General features: G+C 57.5%; 16 protein-coding genes and 1 pseudogene. 9 read left to right on the top strand and 8 right to left on the bottom strand.

Features of this window, described 5'->3' with window-relative positions; genetic code table 11:
* Positions 1–8: 8 nt before the first annotated feature.
* On the bottom strand, positions 9–1,436 hold the full coding sequence (gene arcD / locus AB4N84_RS24920) for an arginine-ornithine antiporter (RefSeq protein ID WP_460043684.1): 1,428 nt from the start codon (positions 1,434–1,436) through the stop codon (positions 9–11).
* Positions 1,437–1,634: 198 nt separating this feature from the next.
* Between arcD and AB4N84_RS24925 the strand changes: the two genes are divergently transcribed.
* Positions 1,635–2,288, top strand: a complete 654-nt coding sequence (locus AB4N84_RS24925) for a MarC family NAAT transporter (RefSeq protein ID WP_460043685.1) — start codon at positions 1,635–1,637, stop codon at positions 2,286–2,288.
* A gap of 60 nt (positions 2,289–2,348) precedes the next feature.
* Here AB4N84_RS24925 and AB4N84_RS24930 read toward each other — a convergent pair whose 3' ends face one another.
* From AB4N84_RS24930 to AB4N84_RS24945, 4 genes are all read right to left on the bottom strand, one after another.
* Positions 2,349–2,519: a hypothetical protein gene (locus AB4N84_RS24930; protein WP_460043686.1), complete on the bottom strand. Its 171-nt coding sequence runs from the start codon at positions 2,517–2,519 to the stop codon at positions 2,349–2,351.
* A gap of 431 nt (positions 2,520–2,950) precedes the next feature.
* On the bottom strand, positions 2,951–4,288 hold the full coding sequence (locus AB4N84_RS24935; protein ID WP_460043688.1) for an efflux transporter outer membrane subunit: 1,338 nt from the start codon (positions 4,286–4,288) through the stop codon (positions 2,951–2,953).
* A 93-nt stretch (positions 4,289–4,381) separates the two neighbouring features.
* The gene (locus AB4N84_RS24940) at positions 4,382–7,588 is read right to left on the bottom strand and encodes an efflux RND transporter permease subunit (protein ID WP_460043690.1); all 3,207 of its coding nucleotides are present in this window, start codon (positions 7,586–7,588) and stop codon (positions 4,382–4,384) included.
* Positions 7,585–8,832 (bottom strand): efflux RND transporter periplasmic adaptor subunit, encoded by a 1,248-nt coding sequence (locus AB4N84_RS24945; protein ID WP_460043692.1) that lies wholly within the window; start codon positions 8,830–8,832, stop codon positions 7,585–7,587. Before AB4N84_RS24945 ends, AB4N84_RS24940 begins: the two co-directional genes overlap by 4 nt.
* 323 nt (positions 8,833–9,155) lie before the next feature.
* Here AB4N84_RS24945 and AB4N84_RS24950 point away from each other — a divergent pair, with 323 nt between their 5' ends.
* The 5 genes and pseudogenes from AB4N84_RS24950 (at position 9,156) to AB4N84_RS24970 (ending at position 13,231) form a co-directional block, all read left to right on the top strand.
* Positions 9,156–10,229, top strand: a complete 1,074-nt coding sequence (locus AB4N84_RS24950) for an NAD(P)-dependent alcohol dehydrogenase (protein WP_460043693.1) — start codon at positions 9,156–9,158, stop codon at positions 10,227–10,229.
* Between the two features lie 197 nt (positions 10,230–10,426).
* A complete protein-coding gene (locus AB4N84_RS24955; RefSeq protein ID WP_460043695.1) occupies positions 10,427–11,731 on the top strand; it encodes an HAD-IC family P-type ATPase in 1,305 nt (434 codons plus the stop codon).
* Positions 11,653–11,853: pseudogene (locus AB4N84_RS24960) on the top strand (hypothetical protein); the annotation flags it as partial. The gene AB4N84_RS24955 and the pseudogene AB4N84_RS24960, both read left to right, overlap by 79 nt.
* 186 nt (positions 11,854–12,039) lie before the next feature.
* Complete coding sequence (locus AB4N84_RS24965; protein WP_460047136.1) at positions 12,040–12,903, top strand: HAD-IC family P-type ATPase; 864 nt, start codon at positions 12,040–12,042, stop codon at positions 12,901–12,903.
* A complete protein-coding gene (locus AB4N84_RS24970; RefSeq protein ID WP_460047138.1) occupies positions 12,812–13,231 on the top strand; it encodes a cation transporting ATPase C-terminal domain-containing protein in 420 nt (139 codons plus the stop codon). Before AB4N84_RS24965 ends, AB4N84_RS24970 begins: the two co-directional genes overlap by 92 nt.
* Positions 13,232–13,236: 5 nt before the next feature.
* Here the strand turns inward: AB4N84_RS24970 and AB4N84_RS24975 are convergent, their stop codons facing one another.
* Entirely contained in the window at positions 13,237–13,710 is a 474-nt protein-coding gene (locus AB4N84_RS24975) for a potassium channel family protein (protein ID WP_460043696.1), read from the bottom strand.
* Between the two features lie 74 nt (positions 13,711–13,784).
* Here AB4N84_RS24975 and AB4N84_RS24980 point away from each other — a divergent pair, with 74 nt between their 5' ends.
* Positions 13,785–14,843 (top strand): universal stress protein, encoded by a 1,059-nt coding sequence (locus tag AB4N84_RS24980; protein ID WP_460043697.1) that lies wholly within the window; start codon positions 13,785–13,787, stop codon positions 14,841–14,843.
* Position 14,844: 1 nt separating this feature from the next.
* Here the strand turns inward: AB4N84_RS24980 and fnr are convergent, their stop codons facing one another.
* Positions 14,845–15,597, bottom strand: a complete 753-nt coding sequence (gene fnr / locus AB4N84_RS24985) for a fumarate/nitrate reduction transcriptional regulator Fnr (protein WP_460043699.1) — start codon at positions 15,595–15,597, stop codon at positions 14,845–14,847.
* A 444-nt stretch (positions 15,598–16,041) separates the two neighbouring features.
* Here fnr and AB4N84_RS24990 point away from each other — a divergent pair, with 444 nt between their 5' ends.
* Positions 16,042–16,953 (top strand): universal stress protein, encoded by a 912-nt coding sequence (locus tag AB4N84_RS24990; RefSeq protein WP_460043701.1) that lies wholly within the window; start codon positions 16,042–16,044, stop codon positions 16,951–16,953.
* 45 nt (positions 16,954–16,998) lie between these two features.
* On the opposite strand, the gene AB4N84_RS24995 is transcribed toward AB4N84_RS24990, so the two are convergent.
* Entirely contained in the window at positions 16,999–17,559 is a 561-nt protein-coding gene (locus tag AB4N84_RS24995; RefSeq protein ID WP_460043702.1) for an N-acetyltransferase family protein, read from the bottom strand.
* 161 nt (positions 17,560–17,720) lie between these two features.
* Between AB4N84_RS24995 and AB4N84_RS25000 the strand changes: the two genes are divergently transcribed.
* Positions 17,721–18,929 (top strand): acetate/propionate family kinase, encoded by a 1,209-nt coding sequence (locus AB4N84_RS25000; RefSeq protein ID WP_460043703.1) that lies wholly within the window; start codon positions 17,721–17,723, stop codon positions 18,927–18,929.
* The last annotated feature ends 48 nt before the right edge of the window (positions 18,930–18,977 follow it).

Here is an 18,977-nt window from a genome sequence, read left to right on the forward strand (position 1 = left end):
TAAGTCGGTTAAAGGGTCAGGAAGCCGTCATACAGCCCGTAGGCGGCGATTAACGCGCCCACAACGACCGCTGCGAAAATCAGCTTCTCGACAGGGGTGAAAATCGGTGCATTGATTTCAAGTTTCGCTTTTGCGAACAAAATGACGCCAGGCGCGTAGAGCAGGGCGGACAGCAGCAGATATTTCACGCCACCGGCATAGATCAACCAAATCGCGTAGGTCAACGCTACTGCACCGATGACCACGTCTTTGCTGCGCTCAGCGACGGCGTTTTCATAACTTTCACCGCGCACCGCCAACAGCAGGGCATAGGCCGCCGACCACAGGTACGGCACCAGAATCATGGAGGTGGCCAGGTAGATTAGCGATAGATAGGTGCCGGCCGAGAAGAGGGTGACGATCAGGAACAGTTGAACCATGGCGTTGGTCAGCCACAAAGCGTTCACCGGCACCTGCTTCGGATTTTCCTTGCGTAAAAACGCAGGCATGGTGTGATCGTTCGCGGCGGCGAACATGATCTCCGCGCACAGGAGTACCCATGACAGCAAAGCCCCGAGCAGGGATATGATCAGCCCGATGCTGATCACCACCGCACCCCACGGTCCGACGACGTGTTCCAGCACGGCGGCCATCGAAGGGTTCTGCAGTTTAGCGAGTTCCGGCTGACTCATGATGCCCAGCGAAAGCACATTCACCAGGACCAGGAACAACAGCACCGTAATGAACCCGATCACGGTGGCCTTACCGACGTCGCTGCGCTTTTCTGCCCGCGCCGAAAAAATACTCGCACCTTCGATGCCGATGAAGACCCACACGGTGACCAGCATCATATTACGCACCTGATTCATGACGCTGCCCAGATCGGGGTTTTTCAAGCCCCAGATGTCTGCCGAGAAAATCTGCAACCGGAACGCAAAGAACGCAATCAGGACAAACAGTACCAGCGGCACGATCTTGGCCACGGTGGTCACCAGATTGATGAACGCCGCTTCTTTGATTCCGCGCAACACAAGGAAATGCACAGCCCAGAGCAACACGGACGCACCGATCACGGACGCAACCGTATTGCCTTCTCCAAAAACGGGGAAGAAATAGCCAAGGGTACTGAACAACAGCACGAAGTAGCCGACGTTACCCAGCCAGGCGCTGATCCAGTAACCCCAGGCTGATGAGAACCCCATGTAGTCGCCAAATCCGGCTTTGGCGTAAGCGTAAACACCACCGTCCAGCTCCGGTTTGCGGTTGGCAAGGGTCTGGAATACGAAGGCCAGGGTCAGCATGCCCACGGCCGTAATGGCCCAGCCGATGAGTATGGCGCCGACATCCGCGCTGGCGGCCATATTCTGCGGCAATGAAAATATCCCGCCGCCAATCATTGAACCCACCACCAAGGCCACAAGGGCACCCAGCTTCAGTTTTCCTGATGACCCCGACATGAATGACTCCAATAAGTAGAAGCGATGAGGCAGGTTGGAGTCGTTCAAGGACGAGCTCTCTGACTTAAATCAAGGTATGCCCAATCTCCGCTTTCATTTGTTCGGCGAAATCGAATGAACCGGGAGAGCGAGGCTATCGTTATCGGCCAGAGGTCTTTGACAGGCAGTCAGCCAACACTGAGAGCAAGGAGAGGGAATATGAATGGCTTGTTCGACGCCGTCGTACTCGGCCTGCTGGCACTGTTGCCGTTAATTAACCCTCCTACCACGGTGGCGCTTTTTCTAGCGTTATCCAGAGGGCTGAGCCGCGCAGAAAAAAACAGACAGGCGTTTTTGACGGTCTGTTACGTCTTTATGATCATGACGATCACCTATTACACAGGCGAAGTTGTGATGAGGGTGTTCAACATATCGATACCGGGCCTGCGAATTGCCGGCGGCGGGATACTTATCTTCATAGGGTCGAAAATGTTATTTCCCGCGCCTCGCCCGCTATCCGCGATGGACACTGAGGCAGGGGACCGAACAAGTTTCGCCTTCATCCCGCTGGCCATGCCAAGTACGGCGGGGCCGGGTACGATTGCCATGATCATCAGTGCGTCTGCGACCATAAAAAACAATACGGTGTTTGCAACGTGGGTATTGTGGGTAGCGCCGCCGCTGATCTTTCTTTCGGTCTCCCTGATTCTTTGGATTTGCTTGCTGACCTCCGGGTTGATCATGAAAGCATTAGGCAGGTCGGGAATCGATGTGATATCACGACTCATGGGTTTTTTACTTATTTGTATGGGGGTCCAGTTTGTCATCAATGGATGTGTAGAGATCGTCCGCACCCTGATGCCTGGGGCATAACGAGGGGTGTTTTGTCGTGGCGTTGCGGGGTTGCAGATCGCTGCGCCTCTGCTGGCGACGTCACGGTAATGCGTAGACCTTGAAAAGCTGTTTGGAAGCCTCATCAACGCCTCCGAGGTATTTGTCGTAAGCGCGCTCTATAGCGCCTGAGCGGTAGGCATCACCCAATACGGTATCGACGAGCAGAACTAGGTCAGCATCGTTGCGCTGCACCATCATCGCCACAGGCATATAGTCGAATATCCGGCACAGGACTCGCAGTGTGCATGCGCCTCTTCAGTGTAGGCAGACAAGCCCCCCGATCTAGAGTTACTGTAAGGGTCGAGCACAAACCCATGCCTGCGGTTATTGGGAATGGTGCCATGTTTGCAGTCATGCCTTGATGCGCTGACGCTTTATTAATACGCTGAGGGTCGGCGGTTCTGTTATGTATAGACGCTTAACTATGTTGCATCTGATTATTTAGGTATGACGGGCGTGCAGTTAGCGCCTTTTGTTATTAACCTCGGTACAGCCATGTGTTCGGATAGGCGCTTATGTCCAATCAGGTGTGCAGGATTTTAATGTTTTATAAAATGGGGCGCCACTCTCGGGAGAATCAGCCAACCCTGACGAAAGTTCACTCACGGTTTTGATCTTGCTTTGTCGGGTCGCGGACAGCTTCATGGATGAGCGACCTCCAGGATAGTCAGTTTTTCTGCTTCGTTGACCCACCCGCCACCGGTGGCTTTATAAAGATCGATCAGTGATGTGAACACGCTGCCTCGTGTACGGGTGTAATTCAACTCGGCATCGAACAGGCTGCGTTCGGCGTCCAGCACTTCGATGTAGCTGGTATAGCCATTGTCATACCGTAATCGCGCGAAGTGGGCGTAGGTGCGCAGCGCCCTGACCTGTCGCGCTTGATACTCCATTTGTTCCCGAGTTTTGCTGGACGCTATCAGTGCGTTCTCAACATCGCTGAAGGCGGATTGAATCGCTTTACGGTAAGTAAACAGCGCTTGTTGCTGGATGGCCTCTGCTTGTCGGACCTGCCCCGCGATGCCACCCCCGGTGAAGATCGGAACACTTGCGGCGACGCCGTAGGACCATGCGGCCGCAGGTCCCGTGAAAAGATTCGAGAGCTGATTGCTGACTGATCCCAGCAGACCCGTCAGAGAGATGGTCGGAAAGTATTGAGCCTTGGCCACACCGATTCTGGCATTTGCCGAAATCAGAGTCAGCTCTGCCTGACGCAGATCCGGACGCTGCTGCAGCAAGTCCGATGGCAGGCCTGATGGCACGGAAGGTAACGTCAGTTGCATCAGATCTCGTCCCCTGAGAAGAGGCCCGGGGTTGCGCCCAAGGAGTATCGTCAGTGCATTTTCCTGTTGCGCAACCAAAGGTTCGAGTTGTGCCACCGAGGCGAGTGTTCTTTCGTATTCCGACTGGTTCTGCGCCAGCTCCATTTCCGAAATGGTCCCGGCCCCGAAGCGCAACTTGAATATATCGAAAGACTCAGCGCGTGCCTTGGCCGTGATGCGCGCAATCTCCAGTTCCCGATCCAGGTCTCGCAGTCTTATGTAACTCGACGCCACCGACGCCACCAGCGTCAGCACAACGCTACGACGTCCTTCCTCGGATGCCAACAAATCGGCGCGGGCGGATTCGTCGATGCGCCGCAGGCGTCCCCAGATATCCAGCTCCCAGCTCACGTTGAGGGTGGCCTGATAGTTGTTGAACACCGGGTCGGTAGAGGAGTCCAGCGGTACCGGGCCATTGTCTCGAGGGGAACGGTTGCGCTGACCCTGAGCGCCTAGCCCGACCTGAGGGTAGAGCAACGAATGAGCCTCGCCATAGCGCCCCCGAAACTCTTCCACCCGTGCAGCGGCAATCTTGATGTCTTCGTTCTGAAGCAATGCAGTGTGGATCAAACGCTCAAGGACCGGATCCTGAAACTGCTCCCACCAACGCGAGTTGGACAGCGTCATGGCTTCTTGGTCTGCATAGCGGTAGGCCACAGGGGTTTCAATGACGGGGGGTGGTAGTCCGGGCCGACCATGCACCCAGCCAATGTCAGGCAGAGGATGAGCGCAAGCGATCGCTGGTGCATCTTAATCTCCGTCCTGCCTGCGTTGTGCTGCCGTATCCGGCGGTGCTGGGTGTGCCGGTGGCAACGGTTGAGCGGTCTCTTCAGTGACGTCCTTTTTCCCGAACATTCTCTCTACCAGGTAGTAGAACAGTGGAATGAAGAAAATCGCTATGACCGTCGCAGCAAGCATTCCGCCGATGACCCCGGTGCCGATGGAATGACGGCTGTTCTCCGATGCCCCCACGGCAATCGCCAACGGAACGCAGCCCAGGATGAAGGCCAGGGATGTCATGACGATGGGGCGTAAGCGTTCCTTCGCGGCAACCATGGCGGCGTCGTAGGCGGACATGCCGCTTTCCCGGTTGAGGACCGCAAACTCGAATATCAAAATGGCATTCTTGGCGGCGAGCGCCACCAGCATTGTTAAACCAATCTGAAAATAGACGTCGTTGCTCAGGCCGCGGACAAGAACGGCGAGCAGAGCTCCGAACAATGCGAAGGGCACCGCCAGCAGTACGCCGATTGGAAGCGACCATTTTTCGTACTGCGCGGCCAGGATCAGGAAAACCATTACCAGCCCGAAAATAAACACTTGGGAAGACGCGCCACCACTTTTCTTTTCTTCAAAGGCTTCACCGCTCAAGGCGAGCGCATAATCATTGGTCATGACCTGTGCGCTGACGTCCTCCAGAGCTTTCAGTGCCTGCCCGGAACTGAAGCCGGGCGCCGGATTGGCCGTAAGCTTGACTGCCGGGAAGTTATTGAACCGGGTCAGCATGTCGGGGCCGGTGACGTATCGGGTGGTCAACAACGCCTTGAGCGGCACCATCTCAAGGTTGCGATTGCGCACGTAGATCTGTTGCAGATCGTCGGCCTTGAGCCGGTAGACAGGTTCGGCCTGCAGAATGACCTGCCATAGCCGGCTGAATTTATTGAATTGGGACACGTACAACGAGCCGAACATGGTCTGCATGGTGCTGTACACGTCTTCTACCGGTACCCCCAGGCTCTCGGCTTTTTCCCGATCCACCTCGACCATCAGTTGCCGGGAAAAAACATTGAACGTTGACGTGATCGTCCCCACCTCCTGGCGGCCTTTGGCGTTGATCATGATTTTAGCGACGGTGTCGGCAAGTTGATCGATACGCGCGTCCCCCTTGCTTTGTATCCAGACCTCCATCCCCCCGGTGGTGCCCAGCCCCGGAATTGACGGCGGATTGACGGGCAGGATGATGCCTTCCTGCACCGTCGAGAACGCATGGGTTGCTTTTTGAATCACAGCCGATGCGCTTTGCTGCGCTGTGGTGCCCGAATCCTTGTAGCGTCCTTCGAAGTCCTTGAAACCTACAAAAAACGCGGCTGAGTTGTTCTTGTTTTGTCCATCCAGCAGGCTGTAGCCGTTGACAATTGCGACACCTTCCACGGCGTCCTCCTTCATGAAGAAGTTACTGGCAACCTTGCCCACCTCGGCGGTGCGATCGAGGCTGGCAGCGTCTGGCAAGATTACCGCGCCAAGCAAATACCCTTGGTCTTCCGGCGGCAGAAAAGCGCTGGGAATGCGCTGTGCCATCAACGCGATCAGCCCGATCATGCCAGCGAACAACAGCAATGCCAGGATGAAGCGTTTGATCATGAAAGCCACCGAGCGAGAGTAGCTTTGGGTCACTCGTTCAAGGCTGCGTTCGAACCATCGGAAGAAAGCGTTCTTCTTGCCGTGCTGCGGCTTGAGCAGCAGTGCGGCCAGTGCCGGTGAAAGGGTCAGTGCGACGACGCCTGAGATCACCACGGAGATGGCGATGGTAATGGCGAACTGTTTGTAGAGCTGGCCGGTAATCCCGCCCATGAACGCCACGGGAATGAACACGGCGCATAACACCAGCACGATAGCCACTACTGGCCCGGCGACTTCGTCCATGGCCCGTTTGGCGGCCTCCTTGGGGCTCATTTGATGGACATGCATGTTGCGCTCGACGTTTTCGATCACCACGATCGCATCGTCCACGACAATCCCGATCGCCAGCACCATGCCAAACAGCGTCAGCATGTTTACGGAGAAACCCAGGGCGGACATGCCGATGAAGGTGCCGATAATGGACACCGGCACTGCAATGACCGGGATTAACGTGGCCCGCAGGCTCTGCAGGAACAGGTAGACGACGATCACCACCAGCACCAAAGCCTCGAAAAAAGTGTGGATCACCTCGGAAATCGATGCACGGGTGAAGTCGGTGGTGTCCATTACGATTTTGTAGTCGATACCTTCGGGGAAGGTTGTCTTCAAGTTCGCCAACGTCTGGGTGACCGCGGCCGAGACGTCCAGGGCATTGGCGCCGGGTTGCTGATAGACCGCGATCAGCGTGGCAGGCTTACCTTGGTAAGTGCTGCGCAGTGAATAGTCTTTTTGCCCCAGTTCTGCGCGCCCGACATCCTTGAGCCTGACAAGGGCGACCCCATCGCTGCTGGCCCGAAGAATGATGTTTTCGAACTCGACAGGTTCGGTAAGCCGACCTTTGGTGGTCACCGCGAATGACTGCTCCACGGCAGCCCCCGTAGGCGACTGGCCGACACGGCCAACAGCGAACTGCTGGTTCTGATTCGCCACCGCTGCTTGCACATCAGCGGCCGTAATACTTAATTGCGCCATGCGGTCCGGTTTGAGCCAGATTCGCATCGCATAGTCGGGTGTGCCGAAGATACTCGCCTGGTTGGCCCCCGGGATGCGCTTGATCGCATCCAGGATGTAAAGGTTGGCATAGTTGGCTACATAGGTACTGTCATACCGTTCGCCGGCGCTATAGACGGCAAGCACCATCATGAATGCCGAGGATTTTTTCTGGACCTGGATACCTTGGCTTTGGACCGCAGAGGGAAGTTGCGGTAAAGCCAGATTGACCCGGTTCTGGACATCCACCTGGGCCAGCGAAGGATCGGTGCCGATCTCGAAGAAGACGTTGAGCGTCATATTTCCGGTAGCCGAGCTCGACGAGTTCATATAGATCATGTTGTCGGCGCCGTTGACTTGCTGCTCGATGGGCGCTGCGACGTTATTGGCGACAACCTGCGCATCGGCCCCCGGATAAGTGGCGGCGACAGTGATTTGCGGCGGGGTGATATCCGGGTATTGGGCCACGGGCATTTTTAGCATCGCCACCGAACCTGCCAGCGTGATGACGATCGATATCACGCTGGCAAAGATGGGGCGCTCGATGCAGTAGTGGGAGATGCTCATGAACGCTTCACGCGGGATGCAGCCATTGAGTCAGCCCTCGCGGGGCGTGCGGGAGGTGTGTCCGTTTCCTCGGCATCAGGATCATCAGGATCATCAGGATCATCAGGTGGCTGGACGATGTTGACAGCCGCCCCGGCAGTCACTCGCAAAGCACCTTCCACCACGATGCGCTCGCCTGCGCGTAACCCCTGGTTGACAAACCAGTTGTCACCCTGCCATTCGCCCACTTCGACCACGCGCTGTTGGGGCTTGCCTTGACTGTCGAGGACCCAGACAAAATGGCTCCTGGCGCCTTCCAGAATTGCCTTTTGCGGAACCAGAATCGCCTTTGGCCGGGTCGCGCCTTTAGCCAACGCTCGGACGAACTGGCCAGGCCGGAGCAGCCCGTTGGGGTTGCCGATCACTGCCCGGACCAGAAACGTCCCCGTTTGCTGGCTGAAGGACGGGGAAAGAAAATTGACCTGGCCTTTGTTCGGCACCGCCGTGCCGTCCGCCAGTACGACCTCTACGACAAAGTCGTTGCGGGCAGGGAAGGTGAGACGTCCTGCGGCGATGTCTTCACGGTATTTGAGGGTTTCATTTTCCGAGAGATTGAAATTGACGTAGATGGGGTCCATCTGGGAAACGGTGGTCAGCAGTCCCGATTCCCCCGGTGTCACGTAGCTGCCTTCCTGTTTTTTTGCGTAGCTTGAAAGACCATCCAGAGGCGAATTGATGGTTGTATAGCTCAGGTTAAGTTGGGCAGTACGCACCGAGCCCTCTGCGGCTAGAACGGCTGCACGGGTTTCACGCTCCGCGCCGACGGCGTTGTCCAGGTCCATTTTGCTGACCGCATTTTGTGCCGCCAGTGGACGCACGCGGGCGAGGGTGGCTTTCGCCACTTCATAGCGTGCCTGCTGCTGGGCCATCTGGCCCTGCGCCGAGGCCAGTGCAGCCTCGAAAGGCTTCCGATCCATCTGAAAAAGCGTCTGCCCGGTCTTTACCAGATCGCCTTCGCTGTAAAGACGCCGGTCAAGAAATCCGGCCACGCGCGCGCGGATTTCCACTTCGCGCGAGCTCTGGGTCTGCGCGACGAATTCGAAGGTCACCGGGGTATCGCGCACAGTGATCGTCATCACAGTGACATCTGGAGCTGGCCGAGCCACGGGCGCAGTTTCTTTTTCACAGCCACTCAGAAGACTAACTATCCCTATAAGTAAGGATAACGGCATGCCTAAATGCAGTTTGGCAACATTCGTCATCATGCCGACCTCGACGATGCGAAGGGCTCATCCCCATGTGAGCTTCAACCACGTCTTTCAGGTAGTGATTTCCAGGGCCTGAAGCTGCCACGCCTCAGCGTCGACTCAAGGCATGATTGAAACCACATTTTGCTGGCGCAGTTTTGATATTTGTCAGAGTTCGTCGCTCGCGCACCCGTGCCAATACATGGCGTGCATCGCGCAGGTACGGTCGGCTCGCGCAAGCCCCGAAACCGCAAAGCATGATGATTATCAAGTCTTCGACGTTCCATCGGCGCAGTCTTGTTTATTCCCTGTAGCGAATGCCCAAAGCAAGGAGGATCAGCATGAGCATGATGAAAGCCGCGGTTTTTGTGGAAAAAAACAGAATCGTTCTGCAGGACAAGCCCGTCCCTGAGGTCGGACCGCTCGACGCGCTGCTGCGCATCACCACGACGACGCTGTGTGGCACGGATGTGCATATTCTCAAGGGCGAATATCCTGTGGCGCCCGGATTGATCGTCGGTCATGAGCCCGTTGGTGTGATCGAGCGTCTGGGCAAACACGTCACAGGGTTCACCGAAGGGCAGCGCGTGATCGCAGGCGCCATCACGCCCAGCGGGCACAGTTACGCGTGTCTGTGCGGATGTGGTGCCCAGGATGGGCCCGGCACACGGCATGGGTTCAAGGCGGCAGGTGGCTGGAAGCTGGGTAATACCCTTGATGGATGCCAGGCCGAGTTCGTGCTGATTCCCGATGCGATGGCCAACTTGTGCCCCATTCCGGATGCGTTGAGCGATGAGCAGGTTCTGATGTGTCCGGACATCATGTCGACGGGGTTTTCCGGCGCGGAGCGAGGTGAAGTCACCATAGGCGACACGGTGGCAGTCTTCGCGCTTGGCCCCATAGGGCTCTGTGCTGTCGCTGGAGCACGCCTCAGGGGGGCCTCTCGCATTATCGGGGTCGACACGGTCACCGAGCGTTTAAAGGTCGCCCGGCACATGGGGGCCACAGATGTCATCGATTTCAAGACCGGGGATGTGGTCGATCAGATAATGGCACTGACTGATGGTCGGGGCGTGGATGTGTCTGTCGAGGCGCTGGGCACGCAGAGCACTTTTCAGTGGGCGCTTCAAGTCCTGCGCCCGGGTGGTCGGCTTTCCAGTCTGGGCGTTTACTCTCACGATCTGAATATCCCGCTCGCCGGTTTTGCTGCGGGGCTTGGCGATTACAGCATCACCAGCACGTTGTGCCCCGGCGGCAAGGAGCGCATGAGGCGCCTCATGGCGGTGGTCGCCGCTGGCTCAGTCGATTTTTCCTCGCTGGTGACACACCGCTTCAAGCTCGACCAAATCGAGGCGGCGTATGAGCTTTTCTCGCACCAGCGCGATGGCGTGATCAAGGTTGCCATCTGCCCCTGAGCAAAGAAGTCGGTTTGTTGACTTAGATCAAACACGATGTCGTCGTAATGGTAACGATGAACCCGTCGGGGAAGGTGCCCAAGAACGCTGCAGACGTTGCGACACGAGTTGCGGGCGAGATGGCAGCACATCGCTCTGTGTCTCGCTGTACACACTCAACTTCATCGAGCAGCGTGTCTGCCCAGGACCCTTTAGCCATGTCCATTCGGGTTTCTCCGTTGCGCGTCTTTACGCGCAAGGCCGAATCACCAGAGATCCAGCCCGGCCGTACGTTCAATGGGTGGCCAGCCTACTCAAATGAACAGACGGCGCATCTGCTGCATTCCGATCTGGACTCAGGCCTGAAAGAAAGCGAACTCGATGCCCGCCGACAGCTTTATGGCCGCAATCACCTGGCCCCCTCAACGGGTCGCTCGACCCTGATGATCGCGATCGATCAATTCCGAAGCCTGATCGTCGCGCTGTTACTGGTCGCCACTGTACTGGCCTGGATCATGGGTGACAGCCTTGAAGCCGCGATGGTCCTGGTTGTCATCCTCCTGAACGCTCTGATCGGGTTCTTTACGGAATGGAAAGCGCAGCGAACGCTGCTGAATCTGCAGGCGTGCGAGGAGAGATGGAGCAGGGTCATCCGCGATGGCGCCGAACAGCGTATCGCTGCGCAAGAGTTGGTTCCCGGCGACGTTGTGCTGCTGGAGGCCGGAGACCGAGTGCCGGCCGATGGTCGCATCGTCGTGAGTCATTCGCTGTTGGTCGATGAATCAGCGCTGACGGGGGAGTCGGTCGCCATTTCCAAATCGTCGACGGCCCTCAGCCAGTCGGAAATGCCGTTGGCTGAGCTCGCGAACATGGGGTTCATGGGCACGTCCATTGTTTCCGGGCATGGACGAATGCTCGTGACGTCAATCGGTGCCGACACCCAGATCGGCCAAATCGGTTGTCTGGTGGGTCAGACGGAAAAACGCAGCAGTCCCTTGACCACAAAACTGCAGCAACTGGGAACGGTGCTGGTCGTGATCGTCATCGGCCTGTGCGCAGTCATGTTGATCGTTGGCTATTTGCGCGGACTGCCGTTTCTGGAAATGCTCAAGGTGGCTATCTCTCTGGCCATTGCCGCCGTCCCGGAAGGGTTGCTCGCAGTGACAACGGTCACCCTGGCGATCGGTATGCAAAGAATGGCCGGAATGGGAGCGCTGATTCGCAACCTTGGCGCTGTGGAAACACTGGGCGCAACGACCACCATCTGCACCGACAAAACAGGCACGCTGACCCGTAACGAAATGACGGTTGAAACCGTTGTCGTCGGCGACCGGATCATTCAGGTTGATGGCATCGGGTATGGGACAACGGGCCGTTTTTGGAGGATGCCCGGATTATCGATATCACCTGCGACCCACTGGTGTTCAACCTGCTGCGGATCGGGGTGCTGTGCAACGACGCGAGCGTATGGCATGACGCTGGAAAGCATGGGGTCACCGGCGATCCGACAGAGGCCGCCCTGATTGTTCTGGCTGAAAAAGCCGCACTGGACCTGAAGTCGCTCAGAGCTTCCAGTCCCAGGTTGTCCGAGACGCCTTTCACCTGCGAGACCAAACAGATGGTCACCGTTCACCGGGCGCCGGACCATCGGCAACTGGAGTGCGCCAAAGGCGCGCCGTCACAATTGTTGAGGCAGTGCGAATACGAAACCTGGGGGACGGGTTACCGGCCTCTGACCCAGGAACGCAGGCAATGGTGGGAAGACAGCAATACTCAACTGGCGAATAACGCGTTGCGGGTTCTGGGCCTGGCGTATCGGGAGACCTGCGACATGGACAGCGAGGTCGAGGATGAGTCGACGCCCGGCTGGGTGTTCGCAGGGCTCGTCGGCATCATCGATCCGCTGCGTGATGAGGCACACGAGGCGGTATCACTGTGCCGAACGGCGGGCATTGCAACGGTCATGATTACCGGAGACCAAATCGCAACCGCCCAGGCCATCGGTCGCCGGTTGGGCATTGACCGATCGGTCGATGGGAAGGTCTACGAAGCGATACATGCTCAATCCCTGGCGCAAATCAGCCCTCAGACACTGGGCGGCGTGCTGGCACGCACTGCTGTCATCGCGCGAGCCGAACCTCGGCATAAACTGCAGATCGTTCATGCGTTTCAGCAGATGGGGCATGTGGTTGCGATGACCGGGGACGGGGTGAACGATGCGCCGGCGCTCAAGCAGGCAGATATCGGTATCGCCATGGGGATCAGCGGTACCGATGTCGCGCGGCAGACGGCTGACATGGTGATTACCGACGATAACTTTTCAACCATCGTCAAGGCCGTGGAGCAGGGCAGAATTCTGTATGCCAACATCATTCATTTCGTGCACTACTTACTGTCCTGCAACCTGGCTGAGCTGCTGACCGTTTTTCTGGCAATCATGGGTGGCCTCCCGTTACCGCTTGTGCCGTTGCAGATCCTCTGGCTCAACATGATTACCGATGTGTTTCCCGCCCTCGCACTGGCGCTGGAGCCTTCGTCGCCCGATGTGATGAAGCGGGGCCCACGTGCACCAGATTCGGCGTTACTCCCCCCCTGCACTGATGATGACCATTCTGGGACAGGGCGTCCTGCTGGCATCAGCGACCCTCGTGGCGTTTTACATCGCGCTTCAAAACGATTCAGTGGCCGGGCATGACCGCGCGGTGACCGTTGCCTTCATGACGCTGGGGCTCGTTCAGATCCTGCATGCATTCAACACGCGCTCCCGACATCGCTCTCTCACGCACCAGCTGTTTACCAACGGGTGGTTGTGGGCTGCAGTGATGCTCTGCGTGATGCTCCAGCTCGTGGCTGTTTATCAGCCCCAGATGAACAGGGTGTTGGGCACAGTGCCGCTCGGCTTGAGTGACTGGTGGTTGATCATCGCGTGTTCACTGGCACCGGTTGCCATCGTTGAGCTGTCCAAGTGGACGAGGCAAACACTTATCTTGCTGCGGAACCAACGAATACACCCCATGAGTTAGGGCGCTCAATGTCTGTCACGTCGGTTATCACCCTGACGCGCTTTAACGCCCTTGTCTTGGTCACTCCAGTACTTTTGCATCTCGATAAACAGGAACGAGGCCGTCCAGGTGATCAGTACCAGACCCGTCAGTGCCTCCAGCCCCGTCAGAAATTTCAGCGGTCCGATCGGGGTGATGTCGCCGAAGCCTATGGTGGTGAAGGTGGTAAACGAGAAATACACCGAGTCCATGAAGCTGCCGTCGTAATCGCCGGTCAGTTGCCCAAGGTGTTCAGACGCATTCATCAGGTAATACCCCAGCGCGAAAATCCAGACTTCAATGGCATGCGCCACCAATGCGCCGAGGACACCGAACACCATTCTGAAGCGATGCCAGATGTTGAGTCTGGGCATCAGCAGGTTGAGCCGCATCAGGCACTCGTAATGGACGATGACGGCGGTGGTGATGATCAGCGTATTGATCAGGGTGATCAGAATCATGAGAACGGCCTCCGGCAAGCCCTCAGTGTGCATCGCTTACGCCAGATCGGGTTTGATAAAAATCACCTCCCTTAATGAATGTCGCCACCGGCGGTATTTCTGATCTACATCAGATGGCCCTGTCAAAGCCTCGTCACACTGGCTCCAGAGCGAGGAAAACAGGCGCTGAGCCTCGCTCACATCCCCCTGTCTCCGCCGAGGTGGCTATGGACGATCCCGCACAACTTCTCCTGATCGCGTCATCCCGAATGCAGCGCACACCCGCATTCGAGCGTGCGGTGTCATTGGCCGAGGCCTGTCAGTGCGGTTTGCGGATCCTCGCGGTGGATTACATCCGGGTTCTTGAGGTGCTCGGGCTGTTCAACCAGGAGGTTCTGGTGACGTTGCGCGACAGCTACCTGCAGACTCATCGCCGCTGGCTGGAGAGCGAAGCCGCGTACGAACGCAAGCGAGGCCTGGATTGCAGCGTTCATGTGATGTGGAGCGATCAGGTAGTCGATGAAATCCGTAATTGCCTGGCGTCGATGCAGCCCGCAATGCTGATCAAGGATATACACCGTGAATCAGTTCTCAAGCGCGTGTTTTCAACGCCCCTGGATTGGCACCTGCTGCAAGGATGTCAATGCCCTGTGCAGCTCGTAACCCCGTCCCCTCACGCGTTGCCACGCAAGATACTCGCGGCGGTGAACCTTTACCGGGCCGACGACGCCGATCTTCGTTTGAACGATGCGGTCTTGCTGGAGGCCACTGAGCTGGGCCGGCAGACCGGTGCCTGCGTGCATGTGTTGTATGTCTATGACTGGTCGTCGATTTACGCAGCAGGGATGCCCCGGCTGGGGATGCCTGTCGAAAGCGGATTTGAGGAAGCGTTGAGCGACGCCCACGAGGAAGCGTTCGCCAGACTGTGCGAGAGTCATGGAATTGACGACAGGCACCGGCATTTCATGACAGGCACGCCGATTTCGACCATCAACGGCTTCGCCCGTCAGAATGAGTTTGATCTGCTTGTGGTGGGCACCTTGCCTCGGCACAACCTGACCCGAATCATGGGTAATACCGCCGAGGTCTTGCTGGGTCATGCGCCGTGTAGCGTATTGATTGTGAAGGCGCGTAACGGGGGTGACGACGTTTGATTCACAGTGGATGCGCGCGGTGAGAGCAGCCATTGATGAGCAGCTTAAGGCGTTCAAGATCGAGGATTTCCACCGCGCGGCCGGAGATCCTGACAATGGCGGTGTCACGTAAGTAACCGATGGCCCGGCAGATGGTTTCCAGGCGCAGCCCCAGATAGGAACCGATGTCTTCGCGTGTCATGCGCAACACGAATGCAGTCGGTGAGTAGCCTCGATGCCTCATGCGGTTGGACAGGTTGAGGAGGAATGCGGCCATCCGTTCTTCTGCGTTCAGATTCCCCATCAACAGCAGCATCTCGTGGTCCCGGACGATTTCCTGGCTGAGAATGCGGTTGAGGTTATGTTGCAGAGAAGGCAGCTCCCGTGACAGCTTCTCCAGTTCACTGAACTGGATTGGGCAGACCTCGCTGTCTTCCAGGGCAATCGCATCACACACATGCCGGTCATTGCTTATCGCATCGATGCCCAGCATTTCTCCGCCCATCTGGAACCCGGTGAGTTGCTCTCGTCCGTCCTCTGAAATGATCGTCGTTTTGAAGAAACCGAAACGCACGGCATACAGGGAACGTAATGGATCGCCGGCGTGATAAAGCGCGGCGCCTTTTTTGACTTTGATTCTTTGCGGAATGATGTCAGACAGACGTGTGGCGTCGCTGACACTCATGCCTACCGACAGGCACAGCTCACGGACGGTGCAATTGGAGCACACCGTCTTGAGTTGCAGCTTCGGCACGGTAACCGGTCGTGCTTCCATAACGGCGGTCCTTTATTCGCGGGGCAAGGAACGGTTTAACACAAACACCACTGAACGGGGGGCATTCTGGATCAGTGGCCAAGGCCTATTGGGCCTCGCGTTATAAAGGGTGTTCAAACGCGTTATATCCCGCTATCCGATCGGAATGACTGCGCTGCTTCGGGTTCAATTTATGTCCATCGGGATAGAAAAACGGTAGTTGCCCAAGTCCGTCTGAGCTCACTGAAAATATTGATCCAAGTCAGAATTTTACGTTTACGGCCTGACTCTCCGTCGCGCGTTTACCCCGCGTGACACCGGCGCCTTTAGAAAAGGACGCGGCCGTTGGCACCGGCCTGACATAAATCAAGTCACGGAGGTGCCCAACGACAATCATGCACAGACCTGAACCCCGAGCCTTGCCGTCGCAGGCTTACTCTCTGTTGATGCTTCTGGAGGTGTCACATGGTCGACTCAGAACGCTTGATGTTGATTGCTTCACCCATCATGCACAGAACCCCGGCGTTTGATCGGGCCAGCGCGCTGGCGAAGGCCATGGATGCTTCGCTGCACATCGTCGCGTTCGATTATGTCGACGGCCTGGCCACGGCGGGATTAGTGAATGAAAAGGCGCTGGCAGAAATGCGCGAAGGTTACGTGGAGCGTCATCGCCAATGGCTTGAGGAGCAAGCCGAGGGCATGCGTCGAACAGGGGTTCATGTGACCACTGAAGTGGTGTGGGTCCTGCGTGCATTCACGGAAATCGTGGTGCACATTCGTGAGCTCAACCCCTCGATGGTGATCAAGGATCTGGAGCATGAGTCGTGGATTAGCCGTGCCATGTTCACCTCTCTTGACCTGCGCCTGCTGCATGAATGCCCAGTGCCCCTGCAGCTGGTGTCCCATGTGACCCACGCCAAACCGCGTAAGGTGCTGGCGGCGGTCGACCCGTTTCGCCCCGATGAGCAGTACGACGATTTCAACGGAGAAATCATCGCCGCTGCGGAAAAACTGGCCGCGCAGTGTGGTGCCGAACTGCACCTGCTCTACGCCTACGACCTGTCCTACGTCTTTGCATCGGGAGGCTATGACGGCTTTTCTTCGGACCTGGCGCAACAGCTATATGAAACCGACGCGCTGGCCTTTCGCAAGCTGGTGGACCGATTTGGCGTTCCTGAGAATCGGCAACATCTGGCCATGGGTAGCCCGGCAAAACAAATCGAAGCCCTGGTGCTATCGGAAGGGATCGATGTGGTCGTCATGGGAACGGTCCATCGCCGACACACCCTCAGGCTGCTGGGCAGTACCACCGAGCAAGTGGCGTATCACGCGCCCTGCAGTCTGTTGGCCGTAAAGCCGCATACCGCCGACGAGTAATGCAAAGGAATGGCGCCGCCAGGCAGGCGGCGCCTGTCTCGAGGGTTATGTCAGTTTCAGGCGATACACCACCTGCGTGGCGTCCAGCGGATCGGTTCGGCATTCGAAACCAAGGTCCTCCGCCAGTTGGTGCATGTGCGTATTTGCTGAACTGTCCATCGACATCATGTACTCGAACCCGTTGATTTTTGCAGCGTCGATCAAGTGCTGCATCAGTCTTTTGGCCAGCCCTTTGCGTTGCCATCTGTCGGCAACCACGACCGCCGATTCACATTGGCTGTCGCCAGGTGCAGCGGCATAACGCGCCACCCCTATTTCGATCAACTGACCACCCTCCATGGTGAGTGCGACATACGCCATGCGCAGCCGGTAATCCACGTCCATCAACTGATTCATCAGCGGCTCACTGGGCTCCTTGATCGTGCTCAGGAACCGGAAGTGCCTGGATTCCGGCGACAGGCCGCTGATAAAAGCGAACTCCCGGTCACGGTCTTTGGCTTCCAGAGGACGAATCAGAATGTGCGTACCGTCATTCAACGGATCGACCCAATGTCGGGTTCTCACGCCAGGCTCATGGGTTGAGGCGGTATGGGGCAGGGTGGTCATGTGTGTGTCCTCGAATTACCGGCCAGAAACAAGGTGGAACCGTCTGTTTACGCCACGCATGTGGTTCGTTTCTGATCCAGATCAATACTGACTGCCGCCACGCGCAGAGACTGACCACCGGTAAACGGGCCGAGCGTCGAGAGTTGTTCAGGGAGAGACCCATGACTGATGTGTCGCACCAGGTGCTGCTGGTCCTCAACGCAGGATCCTCCAACATGAAGTTCTCCCTGTATCAGGCCAACCCGGACGCCGGGTCGGGGCCTCAGTGTTATGGGCATGGCGTATTCGAACTCACCCTCGCGCAGTCGACCCTGGTCTTTCAGCGCACGGGCAGTCAGTCACCTGATCAACAGCAATGGCCACGTGGCGTGGCGTCTTCCCGGCAGGGGACACTGCTGAACCTGATGCAGTGGATCGAGCAGCACACCGACTGGCAGGTTTGCGCCGCTGCCCATCGGGTGGTTCATGGCGGCCTTCGGACCGAAGCGGTCTGCCGGGTCGACCCTGGGCTGATGGCAGAAATGGAGGCGTTGACGCCATTGGCGCCGCTTCATCAGGGACAGTGCCTGCTACCCATCAGTTATCTCATCGATGAACACCCGCACATGCCCCAGTTTGCCTGCTTCGATACCGCGTTTCACCAAACACTGGCGCCGCAGGAATACACCTTCGGGCTGCCGCGAGCACTGAGCGAGCAGGGCCTGCGGCGTTATGGTTTTCATGGTCTGTCCTATGAATACATCGCAAGCGTTTTGCCGGACTACGACAAAAAGGCTGCACGAGGGCGAACGATCGTCGCTCATCTGGGCAACGGTGCAAGCCTGTGCGCCATGAACAATGGCGTGAGTCGCGCAACCACCATGGGTTTCTCGACGCTCGACGGTGTGTTGATGGGCACCCGGCCCGGACGTCTGGATCCCGGAGTACTGCTGTACTTGATGCGCGAACGGGGCCTGAGCGTGAAAGCCCTTGAACACCTGCTCTATCACGAATGCGGGCTGTTCGGGGTTTCAGGGGGGATCGGCAGTGATATGCGAGTGCTTGCCAGCAGCCCTGCACCCGAGGCCAAAGAGGCCATTGCATTGTTCGTTCACAGCGTGGTCCGTGAAATCGGGACCATGGCGGCGGCACTCGGCGGCGTTGACGCGCTGGTGTTCACCGCTGGCATCGGCGAGCACGCCGTCGGCGTTCGAAACGCCATCCTCGACGGTTGCCGATGGCTCGGTTTGCAGCCGAAGACCGACGACACCCGCGAAGGACCTCCTCGACTCTCCTGTCTGGGGAGCGCCGTGTCGGCCTGGGTCATTCCTACCGACGAAAACCTGATGATGGCTCGACACGCCCTGCGGGCTTTGCGCGAGACCGCCTGAACCCTTGCCGATGACCTTGCTGCACGTTATTTCTCACCGGGGTCTACA

It is taken from the genome of Pseudomonas sp. S2_H01 (assembly GCF_054668305.1).